The sequence below is a fragment of the Pseudarthrobacter sp. LMD1-1-1.1 genome, from assembly GCF_040676255.1.
Lineage (GTDB): Bacteria > Actinomycetota > Actinomycetes > Actinomycetales > Micrococcaceae > Arthrobacter.
In genome coordinates this window covers 132,263-158,105 of the sequence record NZ_JBEGHP010000001.1, presented here as the reverse complement: position 1 = coordinate 158,105, position 25,843 = coordinate 132,263, and the positions used below count along the sequence as shown (strand labels likewise).

At 67.6% G+C, this 25,843-nt stretch carries 24 protein-coding genes; 11 read left to right on the top strand and 13 right to left on the bottom strand.

Annotation, left to right across the window (positions count from 1 at the left end):
- Positions 1-84 precede the first annotated feature (84 nt).
- Positions 85-261, top strand: coding sequence for a CsbD family protein (locus MRBLMD1_RS00750; protein ID WP_159630868.1), 177 nt, complete (start codon positions 85-87; stop codon positions 259-261).
- 160 nt (positions 262-421) lie between these two features.
- On the opposite strand, the gene MRBLMD1_RS00745 is transcribed toward MRBLMD1_RS00750, so the two are convergent.
- On the bottom strand, positions 422-1,477 hold the full coding sequence (locus tag MRBLMD1_RS00745) for a DNA polymerase IV (RefSeq protein ID WP_364397972.1): 1,056 nt from the start codon (positions 1,475-1,477) through the stop codon (positions 422-424).
- Positions 1,478-1,602: 125 nt separating this feature from the next.
- On the opposite strand from MRBLMD1_RS00745, the gene MRBLMD1_RS00740 reads away from it, so the two are divergent.
- On the top strand, positions 1,603-2,340 hold the full coding sequence (locus MRBLMD1_RS00740) for a dienelactone hydrolase family protein (protein WP_364396524.1): 738 nt from the start codon (positions 1,603-1,605) through the stop codon (positions 2,338-2,340).
- Positions 2,341-2,442: 102 nt separating this feature from the next.
- Here the strand turns inward: MRBLMD1_RS00740 and MRBLMD1_RS00735 are convergent, their stop codons facing one another.
- Entirely contained in the window at positions 2,443-3,906 is a 1,464-nt protein-coding gene (locus tag MRBLMD1_RS00735; protein ID WP_275179928.1) for an amino acid permease, read from the bottom strand.
- Positions 3,907-4,114: 208 nt separating this feature from the next.
- On the opposite strand from MRBLMD1_RS00735, the gene MRBLMD1_RS00730 reads away from it, so the two are divergent.
- The 5 genes from MRBLMD1_RS00730 to MRBLMD1_RS00710 all read left to right on the top strand — a co-directional run bounded on the left by MRBLMD1_RS00730 (position 4,115) and on the right by MRBLMD1_RS00710 (position 8,537).
- Complete coding sequence (locus MRBLMD1_RS00730) at positions 4,115-4,876, top strand: CPBP family intramembrane glutamic endopeptidase (protein WP_307489123.1); 762 nt, start codon at positions 4,115-4,117, stop codon at positions 4,874-4,876.
- A 51-nt stretch (positions 4,877-4,927) separates the two neighbouring features.
- Entirely contained in the window at positions 4,928-5,368 is a 441-nt protein-coding gene (locus MRBLMD1_RS00725) for a VOC family protein (protein WP_159630860.1), read from the top strand.
- Between the two features lie 22 nt (positions 5,369-5,390).
- Positions 5,391-6,344, top strand: coding sequence for a 1,4-dihydroxy-2-naphthoyl-CoA synthase (locus tag MRBLMD1_RS00720; RefSeq protein ID WP_159630858.1), 954 nt, complete (start codon positions 5,391-5,393; stop codon positions 6,342-6,344).
- 12 nt (positions 6,345-6,356) lie between these two features.
- A complete protein-coding gene (locus MRBLMD1_RS00715) occupies positions 6,357-7,580 on the top strand; it encodes an AMP-binding protein (RefSeq protein ID WP_159630856.1) in 1,224 nt (407 codons plus the stop codon).
- Between the two features lie 75 nt (positions 7,581-7,655).
- Complete coding sequence (locus tag MRBLMD1_RS00710) at positions 7,656-8,537, top strand: 1,4-dihydroxy-2-naphthoate polyprenyltransferase (protein ID WP_159630854.1); 882 nt, start codon at positions 7,656-7,658, stop codon at positions 8,535-8,537.
- On the opposite strand, the gene MRBLMD1_RS00705 is transcribed toward MRBLMD1_RS00710, so the two are convergent.
- Complete coding sequence (locus tag MRBLMD1_RS00705) at positions 8,534-8,845, bottom strand: DUF4229 domain-containing protein (RefSeq protein ID WP_201302388.1); 312 nt, start codon at positions 8,843-8,845, stop codon at positions 8,534-8,536. The genes MRBLMD1_RS00710 and MRBLMD1_RS00705 overlap by 4 nt on opposite strands.
- A 61-nt stretch (positions 8,846-8,906) precedes the next feature.
- Between MRBLMD1_RS00705 and MRBLMD1_RS00700 the strand changes: the two genes are divergently transcribed.
- Together MRBLMD1_RS00700 and MRBLMD1_RS00695 are read left to right on the top strand one after the other, a co-directional pair.
- The gene (locus MRBLMD1_RS00700) at positions 8,907-9,296 is read left to right on the top strand and encodes a PLD nuclease N-terminal domain-containing protein (RefSeq protein ID WP_364396517.1); all 390 of its coding nucleotides are present in this window, start codon (positions 8,907-8,909) and stop codon (positions 9,294-9,296) included.
- A gap of 5 nt (positions 9,297-9,301) precedes the next feature.
- Entirely contained in the window at positions 9,302-9,871 is a 570-nt protein-coding gene (locus MRBLMD1_RS00695; protein ID WP_364396514.1) for a hypothetical protein, read from the top strand.
- 28 nt (positions 9,872-9,899) lie between these two features.
- Here MRBLMD1_RS00695 and MRBLMD1_RS00690 read toward each other — a convergent pair whose 3' ends face one another.
- The 10 genes from MRBLMD1_RS00690 to MRBLMD1_RS00645 form a co-directional block, all read right to left on the bottom strand.
- Entirely contained in the window at positions 9,900-11,393 is a 1,494-nt protein-coding gene (locus MRBLMD1_RS00690) for a dynamin family protein (protein WP_364396511.1), read from the bottom strand.
- A complete protein-coding gene (locus MRBLMD1_RS00685) occupies positions 11,390-13,270 on the bottom strand; it encodes a dynamin family protein (RefSeq protein WP_364397970.1) in 1,881 nt (626 codons plus the stop codon). Before MRBLMD1_RS00685 ends, MRBLMD1_RS00690 begins: the two co-directional genes overlap by 4 nt.
- A gap of 119 nt (positions 13,271-13,389) precedes the next feature.
- Positions 13,390-14,508, bottom strand: a complete 1,119-nt coding sequence (locus MRBLMD1_RS00680; protein WP_364396508.1) for an IniB N-terminal domain-containing protein — start codon at positions 14,506-14,508, stop codon at positions 13,390-13,392.
- A 164-nt stretch (positions 14,509-14,672) separates the two neighbouring features.
- Positions 14,673-16,757: a LuxR C-terminal-related transcriptional regulator gene (locus tag MRBLMD1_RS00675; protein WP_364396505.1), complete on the bottom strand. Its 2,085-nt coding sequence runs from the start codon at positions 16,755-16,757 to the stop codon at positions 14,673-14,675.
- Position 16,758: 1 nt separating this feature from the next.
- Positions 16,759-18,894, bottom strand: coding sequence for an Hsp70 family protein (locus tag MRBLMD1_RS00670; RefSeq protein ID WP_364396502.1), 2,136 nt, complete (start codon positions 18,892-18,894; stop codon positions 16,759-16,761).
- A 174-nt stretch (positions 18,895-19,068) separates the two neighbouring features.
- Positions 19,069-20,157: a c-type cytochrome biogenesis protein CcsB gene (gene ccsB / locus MRBLMD1_RS00665; RefSeq protein ID WP_364396499.1), complete on the bottom strand. Its 1,089-nt coding sequence runs from the start codon at positions 20,155-20,157 to the stop codon at positions 19,069-19,071.
- On the bottom strand, positions 20,157-21,935 hold the full coding sequence (gene resB / locus MRBLMD1_RS00660; protein WP_364396496.1) for a cytochrome c biogenesis protein ResB: 1,779 nt from the start codon (positions 21,933-21,935) through the stop codon (positions 20,157-20,159). The genes ccsB and resB overlap by 1 nt, the downstream gene beginning before the upstream one ends.
- Positions 21,935-22,690, bottom strand: a complete 756-nt coding sequence (locus MRBLMD1_RS00655) for a cytochrome c biogenesis CcdA family protein (RefSeq protein ID WP_364396493.1) — start codon at positions 22,688-22,690, stop codon at positions 21,935-21,937. The genes resB and MRBLMD1_RS00655 overlap by 1 nt, the downstream gene beginning before the upstream one ends.
- Positions 22,691-22,705: 15 nt before the next feature.
- Positions 22,706-23,284 (bottom strand): TlpA family protein disulfide reductase, encoded by a 579-nt coding sequence (locus MRBLMD1_RS00650; protein WP_159635196.1) that lies wholly within the window; start codon positions 23,282-23,284, stop codon positions 22,706-22,708.
- A 35-nt stretch (positions 23,285-23,319) separates the two neighbouring features.
- The gene (locus MRBLMD1_RS00645; protein WP_364396490.1) at positions 23,320-24,000 is read right to left on the bottom strand and encodes a histidine phosphatase family protein; all 681 of its coding nucleotides are present in this window, start codon (positions 23,998-24,000) and stop codon (positions 23,320-23,322) included.
- A 214-nt stretch (positions 24,001-24,214) separates the two neighbouring features.
- On the opposite strand from MRBLMD1_RS00645, the gene MRBLMD1_RS00640 reads away from it, so the two are divergent.
- Both MRBLMD1_RS00640 and MRBLMD1_RS00635 read left to right on the top strand, forming a co-directional pair.
- Positions 24,215-24,763 (top strand): YceI family protein, encoded by a 549-nt coding sequence (locus tag MRBLMD1_RS00640; RefSeq protein WP_159630834.1) that lies wholly within the window; start codon positions 24,215-24,217, stop codon positions 24,761-24,763.
- A 233-nt stretch (positions 24,764-24,996) separates the two neighbouring features.
- Complete coding sequence (locus MRBLMD1_RS00635) at positions 24,997-25,824, top strand: hypothetical protein (RefSeq protein ID WP_159630832.1); 828 nt, start codon at positions 24,997-24,999, stop codon at positions 25,822-25,824.
- Positions 25,825-25,843 lie beyond the last annotated feature (19 nt).

Below are 25,843 nucleotides of genomic sequence, written 5' to 3'. Positions count from 1 at the left end.
AACAGGGTACTTGAAATAGTAAGCAAGCTTTGTTTATGGTGAAAGGGCACGGTTGATCGACGGAAACGAAAGGAGGCCGGAACCATGGGCCTCGGAGACAAGATCAGTAACGCGGCAGAGGACCTTGGCGGCAAGGCCAAGGAAGCTGCAGGCAACGCGACCGACAACGACCACCTGAAGGCAGAAGGCCAGGCCGACCAGGTCAAGGCAGACGCCAAGAAGGTGGGCGAAAGCGTGAAGGACGAGTTCAAGCGCAACTAGTCCTTGCTGCTGCAGCCGCAGCGAACGGCGTGCTGCAACAGCCCAAAACGGCGGCGGATCCAATGGATCTGCCGCCGTTTCGCTGTCCACCCACCATCGATTGCTGAGTAGATGCCGTTTTGGGGCCTCAAAACGGCAGTTACTCAGCAATCGATGGGGTTCACCAGCCGCTGCGGGTTGGGGTGTGCCCCTTCCGGGAATCTTCGGGCATGGCCATCTCGGCCCGGACACCCAACAGCCGGACAGCGTTGCCGGGTTCGATCTTTGAGACCAGGCCAAGCACCCCTGCCAGCACCAACGCGGGATCGGAGGTCTCGGGGATCTTCCGCGCGTAAGTCCTGGTGGTGAAGGGAACGTAGCGGACCTTCAACGTCAGGCCGATCACCGGCCTGCCTTCGGCGGCAACATCCTCCAGGACGTGCGCAGCCAGCTCCCGGACGGCGTCCTCAATCTGCGCCCCGTCGGTCAGGTCCCGCTGGAAAGTGGTTTCGCGGCTGTGCCCGCGCGCCACCCACGGGGTGTCATCGACGGTCCGGGAACCGTCACCCCGTCCCAGTTGCGCGTACCAGGGCCCCATTTTTGGACCGAATTCGGGAACCAGGTCATCGGGGTTGGCCGCTGCCAGTTCGGCAACGGTCGTGATCCCCAGGGTGGCGAGCCGGCGGGACACTGCTTTTCCCACACCCCAGAGGTCGATGGTGGGCCGCTCCCCCATGACCTCAAGCCAATTCCCTTGCGTGAGGCGGAAAACGCCCGCGGGCTTGCCGAACGTCGTCGCGACCTTGGCACGGACCAGGGTGTCCCCGATGCCGACGCTGCAGTGCAGCTGGGTTTCCGCCAGGACTGCCTCCTGCAACCGGCGGGCGAAGGCTTCGGGATCGGCCGTCTCAAGCCCGACGAATGCCTCGTCCCAGCCGAGCACCTGGACGGTGGTTCCCGGCTGGGCACGCAGGACCGCCATCACCTTGTCAGATGCTTCCAGGTAGGCCTCGTGGTCCACCGGCAGGATGACCGCATCGGGCACTTTCCGCGCGGCGATGCGCAGCGGCATTCCGGAGCCCACGCCGTAGGCCCGTGCTTCGTAGGACGCAGTTGACACCACTGCCCGCTCCGTGGGGTCGCCCCGGCCGCCCACGATCACCGGCCTGCCCGCAAGCTCGGGACGGCGCAGAACCTCGACGGCGGCGATGAACTGGTCCAGGTCCACATGCAGCACCCACTGTTCGCTCACAAGCCCCAGTCTGCCCCCGCCATGCAGCGTGCACCACCCCGCCTCCCGCCGTCGAATACCCCGGGGCACAAACGCGGGACATCCCGGGCACCGCCGGTTAGCCTTGGCCCATGACGAACGTAGACCTCAGCGCTGCGGGCGCGGCTGCCGGCGGCTCCCCCTCCCTGCACGGCTACCTCGCCGTGCCTGTTGGACAGGGGCCGTTTCCCGGCGTCGTGATGATCCATGAAGCGTTCGGCCTGGACGACCAGACCCGGCGGCACGCGGACCGGCTGGCCCGGGCCGGGTACCTCACCCTGGCCGTGGACCTGTACAGCGACGGCGGTCCGCGGCGTTGCCTGGTGGGAACCATGCGCGCCATGGCGGCCCGTACGGGGCGTCCCTTCACCGACATCGCCACGGCCCGTACCTGGCTCGCGGAGTCTGAACTGTGCAACGGCAAAACCGGGGTGATCGGCTTCTGCATGGGCGGCGGGTTCGCCCTGCTGGTGGCGCGTGACGGGTTCGACGCCGCTTCCGTCAACTACGGCCGGCTCCCGGGCAAGCAGCAGCAGGAACTGGAAGACGCACTGCGCGGTTCCTGCCCTATCGTGGCCAACTACGGCGGCGCGGACAGGTCCCTGAAGGGGGCTGCGGCGCGCCTCGAAACTGCGCTGGACCAGTTGGGCATCGAGCACAGCGTGAAGGAGTTTCCCGGCGCCGGGCATGCCTTCCTCAACGACGAAGAAATCGGGCCGGTTCTCCTCAGGCCGCTGATGCGGGTCATGGGCGTGGGGCCGGACCCCAAGTCAGCCCCGGAGGCCTGGCAGCGCATCGAGGACCACTTCGCCAGGTACCTGAAGGACTAAGCAACAGCAGAGGGGCTGGACCTGTCCGGCACTCCGTGGAAACGCCGACGGCGGGCCACCCACTGAAGGGGCGGCCCGCCGTCGAACATTGTCCGGAAAGCGTTAGCTGAAGAGCTCGCTCTTAGGCTCGTTATTCTTGACCTTCTGCCAGCCGAGCCACAGGAGCACGGCGAAGAACGGGATGGTGCCCAGGGTCCAGAGGCCCAGGTAGAACACCTCGCCGGTGGCCTTGTCCGTCATGGTGTCGAAGCCGATGAGGATGGTGATGGCGAGCAGGCCCAGCAGTCCGGCCCAGCTGGTCCACGGCGAGCCGGGCATCGGCAGGGTGGAGGTGATGCCCTTGCGGCGGCGCAGCACGATCTGGCTGGCGAAGATGGCACCCCAGCAGAAGATCACGCCGATCGAGGCGCTGTTGAGCGCCAGGTCGAAGGCGTGCGAACCGCCCAGCCAGATATTCAGCAGGATGCCCACCAGGTAGAAGGCCGCGATGGCCAGGATGGCGGCATACGGGACGTGCCGCTTGGACATTTTGGTAAGCCACTGCGGGGCGTGGCCGTTGTTGGCCATGGTGCGGAAGACCCGGCCAATGGAGTACAGGCCGGAGTTGCACGAGGACAGCGCGGCGGTGATGACGATCATGTTCATCACATCGCCCACCCAGCCCAGGCCCATCTGGCCGAAAACGGTCACGAACGGCGACGTGCCGGCCTTGTACTGGTCGGACGGCAGCAGCATGGCCAGCAGCAGCACGGAACCGACATAGAACACCACGATGCGCAGGACGACGGCTCGGATCGCCTTGGGCACTTCGCGCTCCGGCTTTTGCATCTCGCCGGCAGTGACTCCGACCAGCTCGATGCCGTTGTAGGCGAAGATCACGGCGTTAAGGACCAGGACCATCACCAGCGCACCCTTGGGGAACATGCCGCCGTCGGCTGCGAAGAGGTTGGCCACCGAGGCATGCCCGGTGCCCACCTGGGCATTGGTGACCACCATGAAGGTGCCCACGGCCAGGAAGATGACGATGGCGCCGACCTTGAGGCAGGACGCCCAGAACTCGAATTCGCCAAACGCCTTAACGCTCAGCAGGTTGACCGCCACCAGCAGAGCCAGGGCCGCGATGGCCGAGGCTTCCACGGGGACGTTGGGGAAGAAGAACTGGAAGTACAGACCGATGGCGATGAGCTCCGCGATGCCCGTCATGCCCCAGTTGATGAAGTACATCCAACCGGACAGGTAGGCGCCCTTTTTGCCGAACATCTCCCCCGAATAGCTCACCAGGGAGCCGGAGGTCTGGCGGTACATGATGAGTTCGCCCAGGGCCCGCATGAGCAGGTAGGCGATGACGCCGGCAATGGCGTAGGAGAAAATCAGGGCCGGCCCGGTGGAGGCCAGGCGTCCGCCGGCTCCCATGAAGAGGCCCACGCCGATGGCGCCGCCCATGGCGATCATGGTGACGTGGCGGCGGCCCAGGGTCTTGCTGTAGCCCTCTGCGCTGAGGGACGGGTCGACGGCGGAGGATGGCGCCGTGCTGTTCTTGAGGTCTGTGGGGGTACTTTGAGGCACAACTGTTCCTTGTGGGTTGGGGGTTGGCCGCATCCGGTCTTCGTATGATCGAGCTCACAAAATTCGGCCTTTAGGCCTTGGGGCCAGCAGATGTGAGGGTGGATCGGCCGAACTGCCGAAGCTTCACGCGACCTGACCATCTTACAAGACGGTCCGGGGTGGTACGTGACGCGCACTACACCCCGGCGCCCGGCGCTAGGCTGGGGGCATGGCAACAGCCCACCGCTTACCGCCCGCCCCGCAACCCCAGCTGTACCGGTTTTCACCCCTGGACCTGGCCACACTGTGCCTCTACGTTGCCATTGCCGGGTTCTTCGCGGTGGCCGGCAATGTGCTGGCCCCACTGCTCCGGCTGGTGGCCCCGTCCCCGGCAGCAGCCTCTTATGCCGTGAACCTGCTGTTCTATGCCTCCGTGGGAATACTCGCGCTCCTGGCCGCCCGCCGGGTGGTGGCGCGGGACCTTAGAGTGCTGGGGACCCGGCCCTGGTTCACCCTGCTGATGGTGCCGGCAGCCGTGATCGCGATGATGATCCTGACCGCCGTCGTGGTGGCCGCGAACGGGCAGGTTCAAACCTCCGCCAACCAGGCCGGGCTGCAGGCGCTGATGCAGCAGGTCCCCGCGTGGCTCATGGTGCCTTTGCTGGTGGTGGTGGGTCCGTTCGTGGAGGAGTACATCTTCCGCCACCTGCTCATCGGCAAGATGTCCAGGCGCGTGAACGTCTGGATCTGCTGCGCCCTGTCCGTGGTGCTGTTCGCCGCGCTGCACATCGTGGGGCAGGAGGCGCTGACCCTGACTGCCCTGCTCCCCTACCTGGCCATGGGTGCCACCCTGGTGTCCGTCTACATGTGGACCGGGAAGAACCTCATGTTTTCCTACTTCGTGCACGCCGCCAAGAACCTGCTGGCCGTGATCCTGGTTTACGCCATCCCGCCGGAACTGTTCAACCAGATGCAGAACGTCCAGGCCTAGGCGCGCGCACAGGACCTTCCGCAACGCCCCGGCCGCCCTTACCGTGGACGGATGGGACTAAACATCCAGATCGTTGTCGATTGCGCCAGCCCGCATGAGCTGGCCGACTGGTGGGCCGAAACCCTGCAGTGGGCGGTGGAACCGCAGGACGCAGGCTTTATCCGCTCCATGATTGAGCAGGGCTACGCCACCGAAAACCAGACCACGACGCACCGCGGAAACCTGGTGTGGAAGGACGGCGCCGCCATCCGGCCACCGGAGGAGATCGAGGCCAAGGATCCGCAGCGGCGCATCCTGTTCCAGACCGCACCCGAGGGAAAAACGGTGAAGAACCGGGTGCACTGGGACGTCCGGCTGGACGGCAGGGACAAGGATGAGGTGCGGCGCGAACTCGAGGCACGCGGGGCTTCCTTCCTTTGGTCTGCTCGGCAGGGACCGCATTCCTGGCACACCATGGCGGACCCCGAGGGCAACGAGTTCTGCATCAGCTAAGCACGATTACTAGACTTGGACGGTGAGCAACCAGATCCCCGCCCCGGTGTCCGATGTCTTCGATCCCACGCGCTGGCGGGTGGTTTCCGGCTTCGAGGACTTCCAGGACATGACCTACCACCGGCAGGTGGAGCGGGATTCCGGGGGCGGCTGGGTGCGTGACCTGCCCACGGTCCGGATCGCGTTCAACCGCCCGGAGGTCCGTAACGCGTTCCGGCCCGGCACCGTGGACGAGCTCTACCGCGCCATGGACCACGCCCGGATGACGCCGGACGTCGCCACCGTCCTGCTGACCGGCAACGGCCCCTCCCCCAAGGACGGTGGCCACTCCTTCTGCTCCGGCGGCGACCAGCGGATCCGGGGCCGGGACGGCTACCGGTACGCCGACGGCGAGACCCAGGAAACCATCGACCCCGCCCGGGCCGGCAGGCTGCACATCCTTGAAGTCCAGCGCCTGATGCGCACCATGCCCAAGGTGGTCATCGCCGTCGTCAACGGCTGGGCGGCCGGCGGCGGACACTCGCTTCACGTGGTTTCAGACCTCACCATCGCGTCCCGGCAGCACGGAAAGTTCAAGCAAACGGACGCCACGGTGGGAAGCTTCGACGCCGGCTACGGCTCGGCGCTCCTGGCCCGGCAGGTGGGCCAAAAGACCGCCCGCGAGATCTTCTTCCTGGCCCGCGAATATTCCGCAGAAGACATGGTCCGCATGGGCGCGGTCAACGAGGCCGTGGACCACGAACGCCTGGAGGAGGTGGCGCTCGAGTACGCAGCTGACATCGCCCGGCAGTCCCCGCAGGCCATCCGCATGCTGAAGTTCGCGTTCAACCTTGCCGATGACGGCCTGGCCGGCCAGCAGGTGTTCGCCGGTGAAGCCACCCGGCTGGCCTACATGACGGACGAGGCTGTGGAGGGCAAGGAGGCCTTCCTGCAAAAACGCGACCCCGACTGGTCACGCTTCCCGTACTACTTCTAAGGCAGGACGGCAATGAACAGCGAAGCCTCACCCAGCACCGCCCACGGCGGCCCGCTCAACATCGAACCGGCCCTGAAAGCCCTCGCGGCCGCCCTCCACGGCGAGGGCCCCGCCGTCGAACTGTCCGTTGGACCGGACGGCGAACTGGTGGTGGGCCACGTGGAGACCCCCGGTTGCGACGACGCCGTGGCCGTGGTCCGCACCTCCGGTTCCACCGGCACGCCCAAGGCAACCCTGCTGACCGTGGAGTCCCTGGCGGCATCCTCGATGGCCACCGCGCTGCGGCTCAAGGGCGAGGGCCAGTGGCTGCTGGCCCTGCCCGTGCAGTTCGTGGCCGGCATCCAGGTGCTGGTGCGGTCCCTCTTTGCCGGGACCCGGCCATGGGTGATGGACATGTCCGGCGGCTTCACCCCGGAGGCCTTCACGGCGGCCGCGCTGGAACTCACGGACAAGATCCGCTTCACTTCCCTGGTTCCCACGCAGCTCCAGCGGCTCCTGGACGATCCTTCGCCGGACACGCTTGCCGTGCTCCGCCGTTTCAACGCCATCCTGCTGGGCGGGGCCCCTGCATCCCCGGCCCTGCTGGACGCCGCCCGCGACGCCGGAGTCCGGGTGGTCACCACGTACGGTTCCGCGGAAACCTCGGGTGGGTGCGTGTACGACGGCTACCCCCTGGAAGGCGTCTCGGTCCGGGTGGCGGAGGACGGCCGGATTCTGCTGGGCGGGGACACCGTGGCTGCCGGGTACATCGAGGCCCCGGACGAGGAAACCGGAACATTCTTCGAGGAGGACGGGGTTCGCTGGTACCGCACCAGCGACCTCGGCACCATTGACGACGACGGCCGGCTCACCGTGCTGGGCCGGGCGGACGACGTCATCATCACCGGCGGCGTCAAGGTCTCGGCCGGCCACGTGCAGGAGCAGCTGGAAAAGTCCGACGCCGTCGCAGCGGCTTTCGTGGCGGGCGTCCCTTCCGCGGAATGGGGCCAGGCGGTGGCGGCCTACGTGGCGCTGGCACCCCATGGTGCCGCCGGGATCGGTACCGCCGGTGAAGCCGGACCCGGGCAGGAGGCCGGGGACCCCGGCGTCGTGCTTCAACAGCACTGGCAGCGGCAGCTGGGGGTGCTGGCGCCCAAAACGGTCCTCACCGCGCCTGCCCTGCGGATGCTGCCCAATGGAAAACCGGACCGGCTCGCCATGGCCGCCGAACTCAGCTCCCGGCACGGGGGAAAGTAGAGTGGACCTGCACCACCGCGGCCGGTGCACACGTTCCATCCAGCCGTCTTACCGAAACAACACGAGGTACTAACCGTGGCAACAGCCGCCCAATGGATCCAAGGCGCCCGACTCCGGACGCTGCCGGCAGCGATCGCGCCGGTGCTGATCGGCACCGCCGCCGCCTACGAAATGGACTCGTTCCTCCTGCCCAATGCGATCCTCGCGGCGCTGGTGGCGCTCCTGCTCCAAGTGGGCGTGAACTTCGCCAACGACTACTCGGACGGCATCCGCGGGACGGACGATGACCGGGTGGGTCCGCTGCGGCTGGTGGGCTCCGGTGCCGCCAAGCCCGAACACGTCAAGTGGGCGGCGTTCGGCGCCTTCGCCCTGGCCATGGTGTTTGGCCTGGTCCTGGTGGTCCTCACCCAGGCATGGTGGCTGATCCTGGTGGGCCTGGGCTGCGTCATGGCCGCGTGGGGCTACACCGGCGGCAAGAACCCCTACGGCTACATGGGCCTGGGCGACCTGTTCGTGTTCGTCTTCTTCGGCCTGGTGGCCACCCTGGGCACCACCTTCACCCAGGCAGGGCACATCAGCCTGTCCGCGGTCATCGGCGCAATCGGCACCGGGCTGATCGCCACCGCACTGCTCATGGCCAACAACGTCCGGGACATTCCCACCGACATGCAGGCCGGCAAGAAAACCCTGGCCGTGCGGCTTGGGGACAAGCACGCGCGCGAAAGCTACGTCCTGATGCTTGCCGTAGCCATCCTGCTGGTGGTGATCCTGGCGCCGGGACGGCCGTGGATCCTGATCGTGCTGCTGCTCATTCCGGCCTGCCTGATGCCGGCCTGGCTGATGATCAACGGCCGCAAGCGCAAGAGCCTGATCCCGGTCCTGAAGCAGACCGGCCTGATCAACCTCGGCTACAGCGTGCTGTTCTCACTGGGGCTGGTCCTCAGCCACGGGTTCTAGCGCTTCTTGCCGCTGCCCTTGGCGTTGTTGATGGTGATGTCCGGGTTGGCGTCCAGCAGGGCGTCCTCGGCGTTGGCGTCCTGGACCTCGCCGGCGGAACGCATCGGCTTGGCCTTCCCGGAGAAGCGGTGCTGCAGGGCTGCCGAGGCGGCGTCGCGCTGCTTCTGGAAGAACAGGTAGCTGATGGCAAAGGCAATGAGTGCGGCGCAGATAACCGCCATCAGCGCCCCGACCTGCAGGAGCGCGAACAGGACAAACAGGGGCACGAAGATTGCCAGGCGGATCAGGGAGTATTTCAAAAAGGCCACTATTCAAGTTTAGCCGCCCCGGCCAGCAGCCCCTGCGCGTCCTGACGATAGACTTAATGGCATGCTCTTCCGTGTGGCTTTGGCCGTCGCAGTCCTCGTCATCTTTGTGTATGGCCTGGTGGACGTGATCCGCACTGAAGGCCGCCTGACCCGGGGCATTTCGAAACCCGCGTGGATCATCGTGCAGATCGTCCTCCCCCTCCTCGGCGCCGTGCTGTGGCTGCTGATCGGCCGGCCGCGCGGCACTGCGCAGCCGCGGCCCAGCTACCCGCACCCCACCGCCCCGGATGACGACCCGGACTTCCTGCGCAACCTGGAGGCACGCCGCCGCAACCAGGCCGAGGCCGAGCGGCTGAAGAAGCTGCGTGACGAGCTGGAGTCCAAGGCCAAGGAGGACGGCGGGAAGCACCCGCGCGGCACGGACGAACACGATACCGACGGACTGAAATAACGCCCATGGCGTCCCCGTCCGGAGGAGAAGAGCGGCGGCTGTCCGCTCCCCCACCGAGGCCCGGCCTGTCCTACTCAGCGCCACCGCCCATCCCGGTCACTCCCCCTGTGCCGCGGACTGTCCGCACCGCCCGGTCGCTGTGGCTCTTCAGCTTCGCCGCCGGGCTGGCAGTCCTGCTGGGCTCCTTCGTGGCCCGTGACTCCAACCTGCAGCGGCTTCGCGGAGTGGTGGCGGACATGGCCTCGGGAAGCGACGCCGGATCGGTGGGAACCGCAGCGAACATCGTGTTCTGGGGCAGCATCGGCGCCCTGCTCCTGGTGACCCTGCTGGAGGCCGCTGTACTGGCCGCAGTAATGGGCCGCCGGACCTGGGGCCGCTGGGCCCTGGTGCTGCTGCTGGCCGGCCATCTGCCCGTCATGGTCCTTGCGTCCGCGTTCCTGGTCCCCAGTGGCGCCGCGGGCAGTTACGTGGTGATGCTGTGGGGCGCCGAACTTCTCCTGGCCTTCGCCGGGCTGGTGCTCCTGTTCCTGCCGCCAGCGGGAGCCTGGCTAAAGCGTCAGCGTCCGCGGGGCTGAGCCGCCCGTCCTTGCCTTGCCGGCCGCACTATGCCGATTGCGGCTGCCGCGTCCTGCCGGTGCAATCGGCCAGCACGCCCTCGCAGCTGCGGATCACCACCCGGCAGGCCTCCACGGCTGACCGTGCAGTCAGGGGGCTTTCAGCGACCGCGCGCCAGCGGCCCAGCACCTGGCGGGCCTGCGCCGCCAGGACCTCCGGAGGCGAATCGGAGGGCACGCCCAGCCGCTGTGACGCCGCGGCGCCCTGGCCTCCGATGAGCCGTTCAGCTTCCGCCGCCAGTTCCGGAGCAAGTTCCACCCCTGTGGTCCGCAACGCCGCCAGCAGCCGGAGCTCGCGGAATTCGTGCGCGCCGGCCTGCAGCCGCTCGAGGGATGCCGCCAGCTGCTCCGTTCCCTGCCGCGGCCGGCTGGCCAGGAGGTCTTCCACCGCTGCCAGCGCGGTCCTGGCCTTCAGCGCCCCCGCCCTCGCCTGGAACTGGCGGTCCAGCAGCTCCAGCAGCGGGTCCAGGCCGCTGCGCCGGGCGAGTTCATGGGCCAGGGCTGTTGGCTCCCCGAATCCGTTGCGGACCAGGACCATGGCGAGCCGGATGCCGAAGAGCCCGTAGCGCTCCAGCAGTGATGTCCGGGCCTCTTCCGTCAGTCCGTCCGGTTCAGCGGAGCGGCGGAACCTGTCGGCGGAAAGCAGCATCCGTTCGCGCGCGGCGCGGTCCAGGGTGGCAAGCAGCTGGAGGGCCTCGAAGTCCGCCTGGCGCAGGGTGCGGGCGCTTTGCGCCAGGAGCCCTGCCACCGGGACAACGCCCAGGGCCAGCTTCCGTAGGTTGGGGTCCCGGCTGTACCGTTCCGCGATGGTGCCGGCGGACAGCAGGGAGTCGATGCGGCCGGCTCCCACCTCATCGGCCCGGGACAGCACCGCGATGGCGTTGACGGTGCCCGAGCGTCCCGCCCCGATGTCTCGGAAGGATTCCAGGAACCGGAAATCGGATTCGTGCAGGTGCCGCATCAGGTAGATCACGGCATCGGCCTCCGACGGCGTATCCTCCGGGGTCAGGAACCGAATAGACCGTGCCGACACATCCTGGGAAAGGGAAGCGATGCCGGGGGTGTCGATCAGCGTCATGGCCTTCAGCGCCGGCGACGGCCATTCGACGTCGAGGCGCTCCACCTCCTCCGCACGCACGCCGTCCAGGACGAAGACCAGGCGCCCGTCCACGCGCTTCAACGGGAGGTTCCGGGGCAGGCCGTCCGTGGGGTGCAGGGTGATGCGGGGGGTGCGTCCATGCCGGTACCAGGTGACAATCCGGGTGCATTCGCCGGTGTCCGTGGGCGCGATCTCCTCGCCGATGATGGCGTTCAGGAGGGTTGATTTCCCTGCTTTCACCATGCCGGCAACGGCAATCCGCAGGGGCTCGGCCAACCGCTGCGCGTAGCCTTTCAGTGCCTGGACGGCGTCCGGGTCATCCGCATAGGCCTCCAGCGCTTCGCGGATCAGTGCCGCCGCTCCGGCTGTGGTGGACGCCGTCATCCCACCCCTGCCGCGGTACGGGTTCCGGCGGCGGCAACCTCCGCTGCCACCGCTTCCGCCGCGCGGTGCAGCGCGTCCACCCGCTTGAGCTCGGCCCTGATGTCCCGGATGCGGCCTTCCTTCTCCTGGGCATACGAGTTGGCTGCCTTTTGGGCTGCTGCCACCGAGTCCGACAGCGACCGGTGGTATTCATCGGCGATCTCGGTGAAATGGTCCCTGATGGTCCGCTGGACCAGGCGCAGCCTGTCCTTCAGCTGCTTGCCCACCTGGAAGGTGACATCGTCCAGTTGGCGCCTGACCAGCGCTTTCGCTTCGCCCTGACGGCGCTTCAGCCGCGTTTCCTTGTCCTCACGGTAGGCCTTGCGACCCAGCAGCAGCCCGGCACCCACGGACAGCGGATTGATCAGGGCCATCCCGAAAATCCCGGTCAGGAGGCCAAACATCAGGACGCCGCCATAGGATCCCCGCATGCCGATGAGGACTTTTTGGATCGGGTTCACGCGGCCGGGATCCAGCCCGGGCATCTGGTCCACCGGGTCCAGGGCGTCCCCGGAGTCGGACACGTGCAGGACGGGCAGTGACACCTCGTCTGCGGCGAAGTGCTCAGCCACCTGCGCGGCCAGCCATTGCGACCGCTCGCTGGTCCAGACAAAGGTGTCCGAGACCGCCGCGGCAACGCACTCTTCGAGCCACGCGGAAAACTGCGTCCAGACAGGACCGGGGTCGCCCTGGTCGATGGCGTTCTCGGCTTCCCGTTGGATCCGGCGCAGGCGGTCGCGGAGGTCGTATTCCATGTCGGCGATGAGATCGTTGATGCCGTCGCTGAGCGTCAGCTGCCAGCGCGCGGACCGTTTCCGCAGCTCGTCCGCCTCCGTTTTGGCCTGCTCCAGGGCTGCGAGCATCTGCGGCGTGCCGTCGGGGTTCTCCAATGCGTCCAGTTCGGACTGCAGGGACAGGCGCAGGTTTTCGGTGACGGAGAGCAGGTCCTGGCTGACGGAGCGGCGCTGGATGCGCTGCGCCTTGCCCACAATGTCGTTGCGCAGGTGGGACACCAGGGCTGGGAAGCCTGATTCGGCGTTGAGCTCGGCGTCCTGGAGGCGTGAGGCCTCGAGGCGGAGGTCTGCGGACAACGCGAACAAGGGGATGTCCGGTGACACCTGGTCCAGGTGGTTCCTGTCCAGCTCTTCAACCCGGCGCCAGTCCGGGTACAGGTCCGTTTTGGAGAGGACGGCGGCAACGCTGGGGGTGATCCGCATGGCCTGGCGCAGGAACCGCAGTTCCGGTTCCGTGTATTCCTGGGAGGCGTCCGAGACCAGCAGCATGGCATCCGCGGTGGGAAGGGCGGTGAGGGTGGTCAGCGTGTGGGTGGAGCCCATGCCGCCCACACCCGGGGAGTCGATGATGGTCAGGCCCCCAGTGAGGACGCGGCGGGGCAGGCAAACTTCCGCGGCCGCGAGCTTCCGGCTGTTTCCCGGGTTGCCCTGCTCGGAGACGAGCGCCGGCAGCTCTGACAGCTCAATGGGCCGGCGCTCGATGCTGCCGTCCCCGCCGTCGCCCGCAGGGTTGGCCGCCTGGTTGCCGGCCTGGTTGTCCGCCGTGGGGACCAGGACGGCGGCCGAGGCCGGTTCGCCGTAGCGGACGATGGTGGGCAGCGACGTGGCAATATCGTCATCCACCGGGCACACCGGGGCGTTCACCAGGGCGTTGATGAGCTTGCTCTTCCCCTGCTTGAACTCCCCCACCACAATGACCCTGATGCTGGGGTCCTGCAGCCGGACCATGGCCTGGCCCAATCTCCTGCGCAGGTCCTCGCGGTCCCCGGCACCCACCAGCTGCAGGCCCTGCTCCACGAGCTTGGCCAGCTGTCCGGCCGTCATGGGCCCCGCCGGCCGTGCCGGTTCTGCATCTGCCACCGCCTCTCCCCCCCTGCCCCAGTGCCGAAAAGATCTGTTCCCGTGAGGCGGATCCGGGCGGTTCCCCTCACGGGAATAGCGTGTTACAGCACGGTGGAGTCGTCAACCACCGAATCGTCGATGGTGGCGTGGTTGTCCAGGTCAACATCCGTGTGCGTGGAGTTGTCCTCCGTGAAATCGAGCTGGTTGTCCGCCACCACCAGGTTGTCTTCAACGATGCTGGTGGCGGGGTTGTCCTGGAACGAGTCGTCCACGTGGACATCCACCGCGGTAGTGGTGGAGCTGTCCTGGTTGAAGGAATCCTCAACCAGGGTGGAGGTGTCCTGGTTGTAGGAGTCGTCCACCGCCACGGAGTTGTGGGTGGAGTTGTCGGAATTGTCGTTGAACGAGTCCCGGACGTCCACGTCCACGTCGGTGCTGGTGGAATGGTCCGAGTAATCTGTGTGGTGGGAATTGTCGGAGTTGTCGTTGAAGGAATCGTCCACGTCCAGGCCGAGATCGGTGTTGAAGGAGTCGGAGATGTCCGTCTGCTCGTTGCCGATGCTGACGTCGCTGCCGGCATGGATGGAGTTGTCCGTGGAGTTATCGGTCGAGTGGTCGGTGTTGTAGGAGTCCCTGACGTTGTAGGAGTCCCGCACGTTGTTGGAGTCCCTGACGGCGGCGTCATCACCGGCGGCCACGGCCTGGTCGCCGGAGGCCACCACGGCATCGTTGTCGAACCACTGCTCCACGTCCCCGTGCGCCCAGATGTTTTGGTTGACGGACTGGTCGGTAATGGTGACGCGGTCATCCAGCATGGTGGTGTTGGTGGTGTAGGAGAAGTGGTTCACCACGTGGTGGAGCTGCTGGACCGCGTGGGCGTGGTCGTCCTGGTCATAGCCGGCGCCCCCCTGCCCGGCAACCGCCCCTCCGCCGTGGAGGGCGGAGGTGCCTGCGCCGTGGCCGCCCAGCGTCCCCGTCTGCCCGGCCCACACACCGTTGCCGCCGGTGGTGTGCTCCCGGGCGAAGGAGGTGGCATTGACGGTGATGGGAGCGTAGTCGAGGACCACCGGCATGGCGGCGTCAACGTCAGCCGAGCACACGTTGGCCAGGCCGTGTTCCTGCAGTGCCCTCTCCGGGTCATCCAGGAACTCCTGGATCGCCTCCCGGTCGCCGAAGAGCTGCATCAGGAACTGAACAAGGTCATTTGCGAGTGTTGGCATATGCGTGGTCCTCACATCTTCGTGGAGTTGTGGATCATCCGGTGTACGTATCCGGTTGCTTCAAACCTAGATTCGCCGCCGGGGACGGTGCATCGGGCGCTTTCCCCCTACCCCCGGGCGCTGTTCCGGGGCACTGGCACCCCCGTGTCTAGGGGGGTTAGGGGTTATTCCTGCTGCGGATTCAGCGGCTGGGAATGTTCCACGCCAAGGGCCAGGCGCAGACGGGCCAGCAGGTCGGAACGGTTTTCCGCTCCCAGCCGGCGCCGGATCCTGGCAATGTGGTGCTCCGCGGTCCTGGGCGATATGTAGATTGCCTCGCCGATCTCCCGGTAGGTCTTGCCCTCAAGCACCAGCCTGGCCACTTCCTTTTCGCGCTCGCTCAAACCGGAGGCGTCGGGCTGCCCCGCTTTGCCGGCGTCGGTACCGGTTCCTGCCTGCACCTCCGCCGCCCCTGATGCTCCGGCAGCAGGGCTGCCTTGGGGGTGAAGGTCCCGGGCACAGGAGAGCAGGCGCATCATGTCCCGGCGCTCGTCGGCCCGGGCGGCAGCGTGCCCGGCCAGCCGTGCACCCTCCCAGGGCATCCCCACCGCACCGAGCAGCCGGGCAGCACCCTCCACATCGGCGGTCCGGAACCGGCCGGCGAGCACCGAGACCCAGGCTTTGCCGGCCGTGGCGAGCACCGCGGCAAGCTGACTGTGGGCAGAGGCCCGCGCCAGTGCCGTTGCGTGGGGAGCAAGATCGGCGGGGCTTTCATTCAGCAGCGCAGCCTGGACGGCGGACCAGTGCAGGGGAACGGACCACAGGGCAGGACCACCCAGGCGGCCCAGCAGTTTCCAGGCGTCCTCCAGGTACTGCGCCACCCGGCGTGTCTCGCGCAGCCGGGCCGCGGCGATCAGCAGTTCGCCCCACGGCAACAGGTTGTAGAGGTCCACCGAGGTGTGGAGCATGGCTTCGCGTGCCCGTTCCCATGCCCTGAGCAGCTCCGGCACGTCGCCGTTCCGGCGCGCAAGCCCCACCTCCAGGGCGGCGCACATGAACTCGTCGCGCGGGACCAGCGGCCAATGATTGGCTTTGGCCGCTTCCGTGGCTGCCAGGCGGGCGTCCTCGAGTTTGTCCTGCATCATCGCCGCCCAGGCCTGGAGCAGCAGGAGCCTTGGCTGGGCGGCGTTGCCGCCGTGTCCGGCTGCGGCTGCCGCCTTGCAGACCGTCTCCGCCAGGTGCGGCTCACCGCTCTGCAGGGCCAGCAGGGCTGCCAGGGCCGCCGGTGTTTCCGGCAGCGGAAGGGCCGTGCCCGCCGAGTTCAGCATGTCCGAGGCATGGATCAGGATGGAGATGCCCTGTTGCGGCTTGTCCCCCAGGGAGGCCAGGATTCCCTGTCCGGTCTGGACCAGGGCGGCCGCAAGCAGCGTCGGCGAGGCCGCCGGAGCATCGGGCCGGAAGAAGGCCTCCGCAGCCGCCCGGTCACCGGCGCCGATCATGGCGACGGCGGCAAGCGGTGCGGAGGGGCCCACCCGTCCGGGACCAAGCCAGCTGTATACGTCGGCTCCGCGGGCCAGCATTCCCCGCTGCGCCCAGACGGAGGCAGCGACATCGGCTCCGCGGCGCACGTCCGGCGGGTCCGGGCTGACCAGGAGCGCGTCGATGATGCGGGCCGCGGCGTCCAGTTCCCCGTCGCCGGCTGCGGCCTGGGCGCGCCTGGCTGCGGTGGCCAGCGGGTCGGCGCCGGCCAGGAGTGCTTCCTCGTAGAGTTGGGACGCCAGCCTGGGGTCATTCTCCAGCACGGCGTTCCCAGCCTGCTCCAGTTCCGCGGCCACCCGTGGATCGGCAAGGCCTCCCCTGGCCAGCTCGCGGGCGAGGTTCCCCAGCGGCTGTCCTGCGGATGTGAAGACGGTTACGAGCTCCCGCTGGAGCGCGTGCACCTTGGCCGTGGGGGTGGCGGTCAGGAGGGCGTGTTGGGCGGTCCCCACCACCGTGCCGTCCGGCCGCAGCAGGCCTGCGGCTTCGGCGCGGTCCACCAGGGCATCAAGGTCCTCCACCGTTCCGCTGATGAACTTGTGCTGGAGGTCTGCCGGAAGCGGTCCCGGCAGGGCGAAACCCACCGAAAGTGCCAGCAGCAGCTCCCGGACCGCAGCGTTTGCACCCTTCAACTGCTTGGCCATCAGCTCCGCGGCGTGGGGCGGATGGCCCTGGTGGTCAGGGGCGGTGAGCAGGGGTACGGGCCGTTCCGCCCGCTGGATGTGTCCGTCCATGTCAGGCCCCCGGAGAGGTGGTCGTGGCCGTTGCGACGGCAGTGTCCGTCGGAGTCACGGTGGACTCCTCCGGCGTGGGTGAAGGTGCAACGGTCGGGGTGGGCGTTAGGTCGGCCGTGGGGGACACGAGCGGGTCACCCGTGGGGGCCGGAGCCGCCATGGTGGTGGGCAGGATGGTGGGGGTCGCTCCCCCGGTGGTGGGGGAAGACGTCCCGGGGTCGGCGGGAGCTGTTCCGGAGCCAAGCGTGGGGTCGACGGTCGTGCCGGGCGAGGATGTGCCCGGCGGCGGCGTCGTCGGTGTTGGCGTGGCAGTGGACGTGGGCGGGGCGGTTGTTGGGGCCGGGGTGGCAGTGGGGGCAGGCGCGGTAGGGACGGGTTGCGTGGTGGCCGTTGGCGTTGCGGGGCCTATGGTGGCTGAATCGGGAACGATGACTGTCCCCGGAGTGCTGCCCCCGGCTGCTGACGGCGGATCCGCTGCAGGGGCTGCGCCGGCGGCCGCAGGCCTACCCGCCGTGGCGCCGCCGGCCGCGGCCTGGCTGCTGGTGGGTGAGGCGGACACGTCGAGCCCGGGCTGCTGCGCGATTGGCTTTTTGGCGCTGGCCTCCACGCCCGCGAGCGGCTGGGGCGCGCCAATGGCTGCTGCTCCTCCCCCTCCACCTGGTGTTTCCGCCCCGCCGGTGCCTGCGGATCCGCCGTCGGTGCTCGCTCCGGCCTGCGGTACGAACATGGCGGTGAGGCTTCCGAAGCCGTCGGGGCTCTGCGCGGCAGTGGCGGTGAGGACCGTCAGGAGGGCTGCGGCAGCGGCAACAGCCGTGACCCGGACGGTGGGTTTCGGGGCATGTGCCCCTCTTTCCCCCCGCCGCGCAGTCCGGACGGCCCCGTGCCCCGCGCCGGCGTCAGCCGTCGTCGCATATTTGCGTGACCAGCTGGGCAGGGCTGGTCCGGAGGGTGCCGGTGGCACTGCGGAGGGCACGACGGCGGGCGGCGCCGCTGCGGCGGACGTTTCAATTCCTGCCGCGTCAGTTTGGGGCGCTGCCGCTTCTGCGCGGGCTGCGGCGTGCGCGAGAAGCGCGGCCACGGCCGCGCCGAGGCAAATGGAGGACTTGGGATCCGCGTCAACGGCGATGGGCCGGTCCAGTTCCTCCGACACCACCTGCGCTACCAGGGGGATCCGGGACGAGCCGCCAATCAGCAGCACCGCGGACAGGTCTGCCGGTTCCAGGTGCAGCTGGGCCAGGGAGCGCTCCAGCGCGTCCACCGTTTCCCGTACGGGCTCTTCAATCAGGGCCTCGAACTCGGAACGGACCAGGCGGATTTGCTGCTGGACGCCGGGCAGGAGCACGGGAATGCTTGCCTCGCTGTCGGAGGACAGGGCTTCCTTGGCCTCCACGCATTCGCGCCGGAGGCGGGCCAAGGCCCCGAGGGCAGCGGGGTCGGCGGGGTCGAGGTCTGCCAGGGCGGTGCCGGAGTGCCCGGCAACATAGCTGAACACGGCGGCGTCGAAGTCGGCCCCGCCCAGGTCTTCGATGCCCTCCGGACGGCCCAGCAGTTCGAAGCGGCTGCTGCCGGACTTCCGCAGGACCGCGGTATCGAAGGTGCCGCCGCCGAGGTCGTACACCGCGATGGTGCTGCCCTCCTCCACCCGCACCTGCGAGGCGTAGTGCAGCGCCGCGGCCTCGGGTTCGGGAAGGAGGGTGACGTTTTCCAGGCCGTGGGCGGCGAGGGCGGTGCGGATGACGGACAGGCGGTGGCTGCCCCAGGCAGCGGGGTGGGTGAGGTAGACGGCCGACGGCGGGCCCCCCTCGCGTTCGGCGGCGCGGTCTGCCACCCAGCGGGCCATGGTGGCGAAGACGTCCTCCGGCTGCAGCGCCAGGGTGCCCAGGATGATGGGAACGTCGTCGCCGATGCGGCGTTTGAATTCCCGCACCACGCGTTCCGGCGAGTCCAGTCCGCGGCGTTCCGCGACCTCGCCCACCAGGACAGTGCCTTCCTCCGGGAAGTACACCACGGAGGGAACCGATGCTCCACGCGCGCCCAAAGGCAGGCACTCAGGCGCAGCGGAGGGACCTTGGTGAAAACGAACAACGGCGGCTGCCGTGAAACTGGTCCCGACGTCTACGGCGAGAGCGTAGCTCATGGTTACCTCGGAAGGCTGGCGGTCCACATGCAAGCTTCATCACAGTGAACGTCACCAACGTAGCATTTCCGACGGACCCTCGGACAGCCCTGTTGCTACATCGAATGGTTATTTAGCGGCCAGTTGCCGCGATGCGGGTGGATTCCCCGCCCAAGGCCCGGAAAGGGCCCGTTTCTAGAGGCCGGAGTAGGAGTGGAGCCCATTGAAGAACTGGTTCACGATGGTGAAGTTGAAGATCACGCACAGGTAGCCCACGATCGACAGCCACGCGGCGCGTGTCCCGGTCCAGCCGCGGGTGGCACGGGCGTGCAAGTAGCCTGCGTAGACAACCCAGATCACGAACGTCCACACCTCTTTGGTGTCCCATCCCCAGAACCGGCCCCATGCCTTTTCCGCCCAGATGGCACCGAACATGAGGGTGAAGGTCCAGCCGATGAAGGCGATGGCGTTGATCCGGTATGAGAGGTTTTCCAGGCTCAGCGCGGAGGGCACCAGGCGCATGAAACCGAGCTTGTCGGCGCCGCCGGCTGCAACGGTCTTCTGCCGGTGGGACTGCACCAGCTGCAGGGCGGACATCGCGAACGTCAGGGTGAACAGGGCCGAGGAAAGCACGGCAATGGATACGTGGATGACCAGCCAGTAGCTCTGGAGGGCGGGGACCAGGTGGCCCACGGGGGTCCAGAAGGCCACCGAGGCAGCCACCAGCATGATGATCACCAGGCCCACCACGAAGGTACCCAGGAAGCGCAGGTCGCGCCGGATCAGCGAGAGCAGGAACACGGCCGCCACCAGGAACGCGCCGGTGGTGAGGAACTCGTACATGTTGCCCCACGGCACGCGGCCCGCGCCCAGGGCCCTGGTGACCACGCCGGCGCCGTGGATGAGGACGGCGAGGGTGGTCAGGGCCACGGCGACCCGCGCCGGAACCCGGCGCTCCGTGGCGTACTTCATGTCGCCGTCGGCCGTTACGACACCGCCTGCCCCGGCGTCGCCGGCCTTGGCAGCGGACGACGACGGACGCTCGGCCCGGTCGGCGGGCCCGTCCAGGCGCGCCCCGGCAGAGCCGGCGCCAACACCGGCGGCCACGGGAACCTTGGTGGCAGCCCCGGCCTGGGCGGCCTTCAGGTCAACTGCGCGCAGGGCCTTGCTGCTCTTGGCCAGGTCCCAGGCGAAGGCAATGAAGGCCACTGTGTAGGTGCCCGCCGCCAGCAGCATGAAGAGTTCGCTGTACTGGCCCATGGTTTCGTTGATTCCAAATGGCATTACTGGTCCTTTTCGGGCCCGGTGGGGCCTGCTGGGGTGGTGACGGAGCCTTCGGCCTTTTCGGCGGAGCCTGCGACATTATCGCCTGTCCGGCTGGGAGTTTGCTGGGACGGGGCAGTATTTTCGGGGGCAGCAGCGTCAGGCGCGGCCTCGTCGTCCAGCTGCCACTCGGTGGCGAACAGTTTCCGCAGCGCGGCCGCCTCGCCCGCCAGCCGGTGGTCCTCGCCGCGGGCCAGCAGCCCGTATTCCACCATGGTGCGGCCGTCGTCAGCGGTGCCGGTGCGCACCCAGACGCGGCGGCGGTTGACGTAGAGCGAAAGGATCAGGCCGGCCACAGCCAGCAAGGCGAAGATCAGGGCGTACAACTGCCCGGGGTTGTGGTGGATGTCCACGCCGATGTACCGCTTCACGCCGTCAAAGCTGATGCTGCCCTTGCCGTCCGGGAGGGTGTAGGTGGAGCCGGGCGCCAGCGTGATGCCCCCGGCGGCCAGGTTCCTGGCGTTGAGCGGGGTCAGGTTCTTGACGTCCAGTTCGAAGACGTTCTGCGGAGCACCCTTGTTCAGGCCCAGGTCGCCGTAGTAGGAGTTCAGGGTCAGCTGCGGGTTGAAGAGCTCAGGGTCGGCGCTGAAGGAGACGTTCTTGTCCGTCACGAACGCGGTGGGGAGGAAGAAGCCCACGAAGCCCAGCTGGTCCGGCTGGGCGTCGGGGACCTTGATCACCACGGAGGAGTAGTAGTTCTCGCCCTGCAGCTTGGCCACCACCGGGCCCTGCATGGCCACGTTGCCCGCCCCGTCCCGGATGGTCACCACCGGCGCGTAGCCGTTGCCCGTGAGGTAGATGCTGGTGCCGCCCAGGCTCACGGGGTCGTTGACCTTCAGGATCTCCTGCTTGGGCGGAGCGTCCGGGTTTTCCTTGGTGGTCACGGTGGCGGCGAAATCGATGGGCTGGCCGAACTTGCCCCGGGACTCGCGGTCGAAGGTGATGTTGAACTTGTCCAGCTGGAGCGAGTACGGCTGGAGCTGGCTGGACTGGAAGTTGGTGCCCGGGTTGAACTGGTCATAGCCCACCAGGGTGTTCACGAAGGTGTCGCCTTCCACCAGGATGCGCTGGCCGCTGTATCCGAACAGGCCGCCGGCGGCCACGGACACCAGCACGCCGATGAGCGAGGTGTGGAAGACCAGGTTGCCCACTTCCTTCATGAAGCCGCGTTCGGCACCCAGGGACGGAAGGGCGCCGTCGGCATCCCTGACCTCCACCCGGTAGCCGCGCTTGCGCAGCAGGCCGGCCGCACCGTTGATGGCGTCCGACGCCGGGACGGCGGCACTGGCTGGGATCACCAGGGTGCCGTATTCCGGCAGCCTGGAGAGGCGCTGCGGGGTCCGCGGCGGCTGTGAGCGCATGGCCTTGTAGTGGGCGATGGCCCGCGGCACCACGCAGCCGATCAGGGAGATGAACAGCAGGAGGTAGATCGCGGAGAACCACGCCGAGGAGTAGACATCGTAGAGCTGCAGGGAATCGAGCAGCTTGCCGTAGTCCGGGTGGTCCTTGATGTATTGGGTCACCACGGCCGGGTTTGCCGGCCGCTGCGGGAACAGTGATCCGGGGACGGCGGCGACGGCGAGGAGCAGCAGCAGGAACAGCGCGGTGCGCATGCTGGTCAGCTGGGTCCAGGCCCACCGGAGCATGCCCTTGGGTCCCAGGGCCGGGAGGGCAGCCTGGGCCTTCGCCTCTGCGACAGGGGCGGATTGCTTCTTCTTTACGTTCACACGCTCGCTCATCAGATCGGCAACTTCACATCGGTTTGGAACCAGTACTGCAGCCCGGTCACCCAGGCACCCCACACGCCGGTGGCCATCAGCAGCCCGAGCACCACCAGGACCCCGCCGCCGGTCCGCTGGATGGCCAGGCGGTGCTTGCGGAAGAACGCCATGACGCCCATCCCCCGGCGCAGGGCCAGCGCGATCAGCAGGAACGGGATGCCCAGTCCCAGGCTGTACACAAAGGCAAGGAAGGCGCCCTTGGCGGCGGAGGATCCGCCGGAAAGGCTCAACAGCTGCACGGCGGAGTACGTGGGGCCGATGCACGGGGCCCAGCCCAGGCCGAAGGTCAGGCCCAGCAGGGGCGCTCCCCAGAGCCCGGCGGGCGGCTTGGCATGGATCTTCGCGTCGCGCTGCAGCCAGCTGAAGCCGCCCATGAAGACGATGCCCATGATGATGACCAGGATCCCCAGGAGCTGGGTGATCCAGGCGTTCTGGCTGCCCGTGATCAGGGTACCCAGCTGGCCGAATGCGCCGCCCAGCAGGACGAAGATCACCGAGAAGCCCAGGACGAACAGCCCGATGCCTGCCAGCATCCGGCCGCGTTTCTGCTTTTGCAGGTCCACTCCGCTCAGTCCGGTGACATATCCCAGGTAACCGGGCACCAGGGGAAGGACGCAGGGGGAAAGGAAAGACACAAGTCCGGCGAGCAGGGCCACCGGAATTGCCAGCAGGAGGGAGCCACTGAGGATGGCTTCGGCGAAGGGGCTGTTCACGGTCCCGGCCTGTCCCTATTCCGCCACGGCGGCGGTGATGAGGGCTTTCAGGGTGCCCTTCTCGATTTCGCCGAGGACGCGGGAGGCCACCCGTCCCTGCTTGTCCAGCACCAGGGTGGTGGGCACGGCCCCGGGCGGCACCAGGCCGGACACGGACAGCAGGACGCCGCCGTCCTTGTCGTCGAAGCTGGGGTAGGTGAGGTTGAAGGTCTTTTCGAAAGCCTCTGCCGTGGGCTTCTCGTCCCGGAGGTTGACGCCGAAGAACTGCACGCCCTGGTCCTTGAACTCCTGGTGCAGTTCCTCAAGGAGCGGCGCTTCCACGCGGCAGGGGGCGCAGGCGGCAAACCAGAAGTTCAGGACGCTGACCTTGCCCTGGAAGTCGGCCGGGGTGACCGCGGCGCCACTGAAGAGCGCGCCCTGGATCTGCACGGCTTCCTTGCGGTCCCCGGCGGCGAACTCGGTCACGGAGCCGTCGCCGGCAACGTAGTTCTTGTTGTCTCCCGCCTTGGCCTGCTTGGCCAGCGCATCCTCCTGGGCACAGCCGGAGAGGCCAAGGGTCAGCGCGGTCAGGGCCATGCCGCCTGCTGCAAGCATGCTGCGGCGCGAGGGAAGGTTGTTGTTGCTCACTGCTAGGCTCCAGGGGTGCTGGCGGCACCGGGAAGAAGGGACGCCGCGGGTTCGCTGTACTCGACCCGCACCAGCGAGCCGTCGTCGTCGAACACCAGGGACGTGACGGATGTCAGGGTGCACTGGCGCTTGCGCGGGTCATGCCACAGCGGCCGGCCCTCCGCGCTCAGCCGTGCCGCCCAGATGGGCAGCTGGTGGCTGACCAGGATGGCCTCGGGGCCGGCGGCGCCGAAGTCGCCGGCTGCCAGTTCGATGGCCTTCAGCCGGGCGTCCTGGACGGCAGCCGCCACCCTCGCGGCCTGCTGCTTGTACGGCTCGCCCCATGACGGGCGCAGCGGGTTGACCAGGCGCGGCCAGTGCCTCGGCCGGCGGAGTTCGGCTTTGGTGACCTTCATGCCCTCGAAGTAGTTTTCCGCTTCGATGATGCGCCCGTCGGTGTGGATCTGCAGGTGCAGCGCCTCCGACGTCGGCCGCGCGGTTTCCTGCGCACGGTCCAGCGGCGAGGCGGCCAGGTAGGTGATCCGGGCGCCGCCCGCGGCACGCTCGCGGAAGTGTTCGGCAAGCATCCGGGCCATCTCCTGCCCCAGTTCAGAGAGGTGGAATTCCGGGAGCCGTCCGTAGAGAACGCCGTCGGGATTGTGGACCTCGCCGTGGCGGAGCAGATGGACAGTGGCTTGGGGCATGTTTACCAGTTTCTCAAAGATGGCGTGCGATCCGAAATCTTCCGCACGTGCTTTCTACAAAGAGTAGAACTCCAGTTTCTGAAGAAATGTTCCGAAACCGGGAACAAAAGATGCAAACGCATGTTTATACTGGATGCAGCAAGTTAGTTGAGACTTCAACCGATGAAGGTTCAACCGCACGACCCCAGCAGCATTCACACCAAGGAGCAACATCATGGCACTTCCCGCAGACGTCACCACCGGCACCTGGACCCTGGACAACTCCCACAGCGAGATCGGCTTCACCGTCCGCCACGCGGGCATCAGCAAGGTCCGCGGCCAGTTCAAGGAAGCCGAGGCCACCCTGGACCTCGCCGAGAACGTGGCCGACTCCAAGGTCAACGCCACCATCAAGACCGCCAGCTTCGACTCCGGCGACGTCAACCGCGACGGCCACGTCCGCGGCGAAGACTTCTTCGACGTCGAGAAGTTCCCGGAAATCTCCTTCGTTTCCAACTCGATCGTCCCCAAGGGCGATGCCTACGAACTCCAGGGCGACCTCACCATCAAGGGCGTCACCCGTCCCGTGGCCCTCGAGACCGAGCTCCACGGTGTGGCCGTCGATCCGTTCGGCAACACCCGCGCCGGCCTCACCGCCGAAACCACCATCAGCCGCAAGGACTTCGGCCTGACCTGGAACGCCGTCCTCGAGGCCGGCGGCGTGCTGGTTAGCGACAAGGTCGCCATCAACCTGGAACTGGCCTTCATCGCCCCCGCGGCATAAGTTTCCCCGTTCACGGCACCCCGGTACCAGGCCATCCCGGCCCGGTACCGGGGTGCCGTGTTTAACCAAGGGCCTTTCCCCCGGGTTCACCTGCCGGCCGCGGGCGTGGATCCCGCCTGAATCACCCACAACGCCACCCGCCGGGGGTACGGTGGACTTAAGCCACGCTGGGGGGAAGGCTGAGGACCGATTCCCGGCAGCCTACCTGGATCCCGACCTGCAGAAGGAACGCCATGAGTACTCCTCCCGTCCCGCCTCCCGCGCCCCAAGACCCCCACTCCGGCAATGGCCAGCCAGGGAACGGCCAGTCCGGTAGCCAGCAGCCCGGACCACAGCAGCCCCGCTACGGCCAGAACGCGCCGCAGTATGGCCAGAACGCTCCCCAGTACGGGCAGAACCAGCCCCAGTACGGTTCCCAACCGCCCGCAGCGCCGCAGTACGGGCAAAACGCGCCGCAGTACGGTTCCCCGTACGGGCAGAACGCTCCGCAGGCCCCGGGCTACGGCCAGAATGCACCCCAGTACGGGCAGTCGCCGTATGGCCAGTCCCCTTACGGCCAGTACCCCTCGGAGCAGCCGCAGCCGGCCGGCAGCAACGGCGTCCCCCAGCTGGTGAACATCGCGTTCTGGCTGCTGATCGCGGCCACCGCGATCTATGTCATCTCCATCCTCGTCAACCTCACCCAGCTGGATGCCCCGCAGTTCCGGCAGGAATTTGAACAGCAGGTCCGGGCCAGCGGGGCGGACATCACCTACGACGACATCAAGCCCTTCATCGCCGGCTCCCTGGTGGTCTTTGGCATCATCGGCGCCGCCCTCTACCTGCTGGTGGCCTTCTTCATCCGCAAGGGCAAGAACTGGGCCCGCATCCTGGGAACCGTCTTTGCTGCACTGTCGGTCTTCGGCCTGTTCGGAATCCCCTCCTTTGCAACGATCGGGACCGTCCTGGGGATCGCCGCCATCGTCCTGCTCTACCTCCCTGCCGCTGCCCCCTACTTCCGGAAGCAGCAGCCCTTCGCCAACCCGTATTCCGGTGGCTTCGGCAACCCTTACGGGCGCTGACCACCAACCACAGAACGCA

Coding starts and splice junctions, on each gene's coding strand:
- MRBLMD1_RS00750 (WP_159630868.1), top strand. CDS start 85: ATGGGCCTCGGAGACAAGATCAGTAACGCGGCAGAGGACCTTGGCGGC.
- MRBLMD1_RS00740 (WP_364396524.1), top strand. CDS start 1,603: ATGACGAACGTAGACCTCAGCGCTGCGGGCGCGGCTGCCGGCGGCTCC.
- MRBLMD1_RS00730 (WP_307489123.1), top strand. CDS start 4,115: ATGGCAACAGCCCACCGCTTACCGCCCGCCCCGCAACCCCAGCTGTAC.
- MRBLMD1_RS00725 (WP_159630860.1), top strand. CDS start 4,928: ATGGGACTAAACATCCAGATCGTTGTCGATTGCGCCAGCCCGCATGAG.
- MRBLMD1_RS00715 (WP_159630856.1), top strand. CDS start 6,357: ATGAACAGCGAAGCCTCACCCAGCACCGCCCACGGCGGCCCGCTCAAC.
- MRBLMD1_RS00700 (WP_364396517.1), top strand. CDS start 8,907: ATGCTCTTCCGTGTGGCTTTGGCCGTCGCAGTCCTCGTCATCTTTGTG.
- MRBLMD1_RS00695 (WP_364396514.1), top strand. CDS start 9,302: ATGGCGTCCCCGTCCGGAGGAGAAGAGCGGCGGCTGTCCGCTCCCCCA.
- MRBLMD1_RS00690 (WP_364396511.1), bottom strand. CDS start 11,393: ATGACGGCGTCCACCACAGCCGGAGCGGCGGCACTGATCCGCGAAGCG.
- MRBLMD1_RS00685 (WP_364397970.1), bottom strand. CDS start 13,270: ATGACGGCCGGACAGCTGGCCAAGCTCGTGGAGCAGGGCCTGCAGCTG.
- MRBLMD1_RS00680 (WP_364396508.1), bottom strand. CDS start 14,508: ATGCCAACACTCGCAAATGACCTTGTTCAGTTCCTGATGCAGCTCTTC.
- MRBLMD1_RS00675 (WP_364396505.1), bottom strand. CDS start 16,757: ATGGACGGACACATCCAGCGGGCGGAACGGCCCGTACCCCTGCTCACC.
- MRBLMD1_RS00670 (WP_364396502.1), bottom strand. CDS start 18,894: ATGAGCTACGCTCTCGCCGTAGACGTCGGGACCAGTTTCACGGCAGCC.
- ccsB (WP_364396499.1), bottom strand. CDS start 20,157: ATGCCATTTGGAATCAACGAAACCATGGGCCAGTACAGCGAACTCTTC.
- resB (WP_364396496.1), bottom strand. CDS start 21,935: ATGAGCGAGCGTGTGAACGTAAAGAAGAAGCAATCCGCCCCTGTCGCA.
- MRBLMD1_RS00650 (WP_159635196.1), bottom strand. CDS start 23,284: ATGCTTGCAGCAGGCGGCATGGCCCTGACCGCGCTGACCCTTGGCCTC.
- MRBLMD1_RS00645 (WP_364396490.1), bottom strand. CDS start 24,000: ATGCCCCAAGCCACTGTCCATCTGCTCCGCCACGGCGAGGTCCACAAT.
- MRBLMD1_RS00640 (WP_159630834.1), top strand. CDS start 24,215: ATGGCACTTCCCGCAGACGTCACCACCGGCACCTGGACCCTGGACAAC.
- MRBLMD1_RS00635 (WP_159630832.1), top strand. CDS start 24,997: ATGAGTACTCCTCCCGTCCCGCCTCCCGCGCCCCAAGACCCCCACTCC.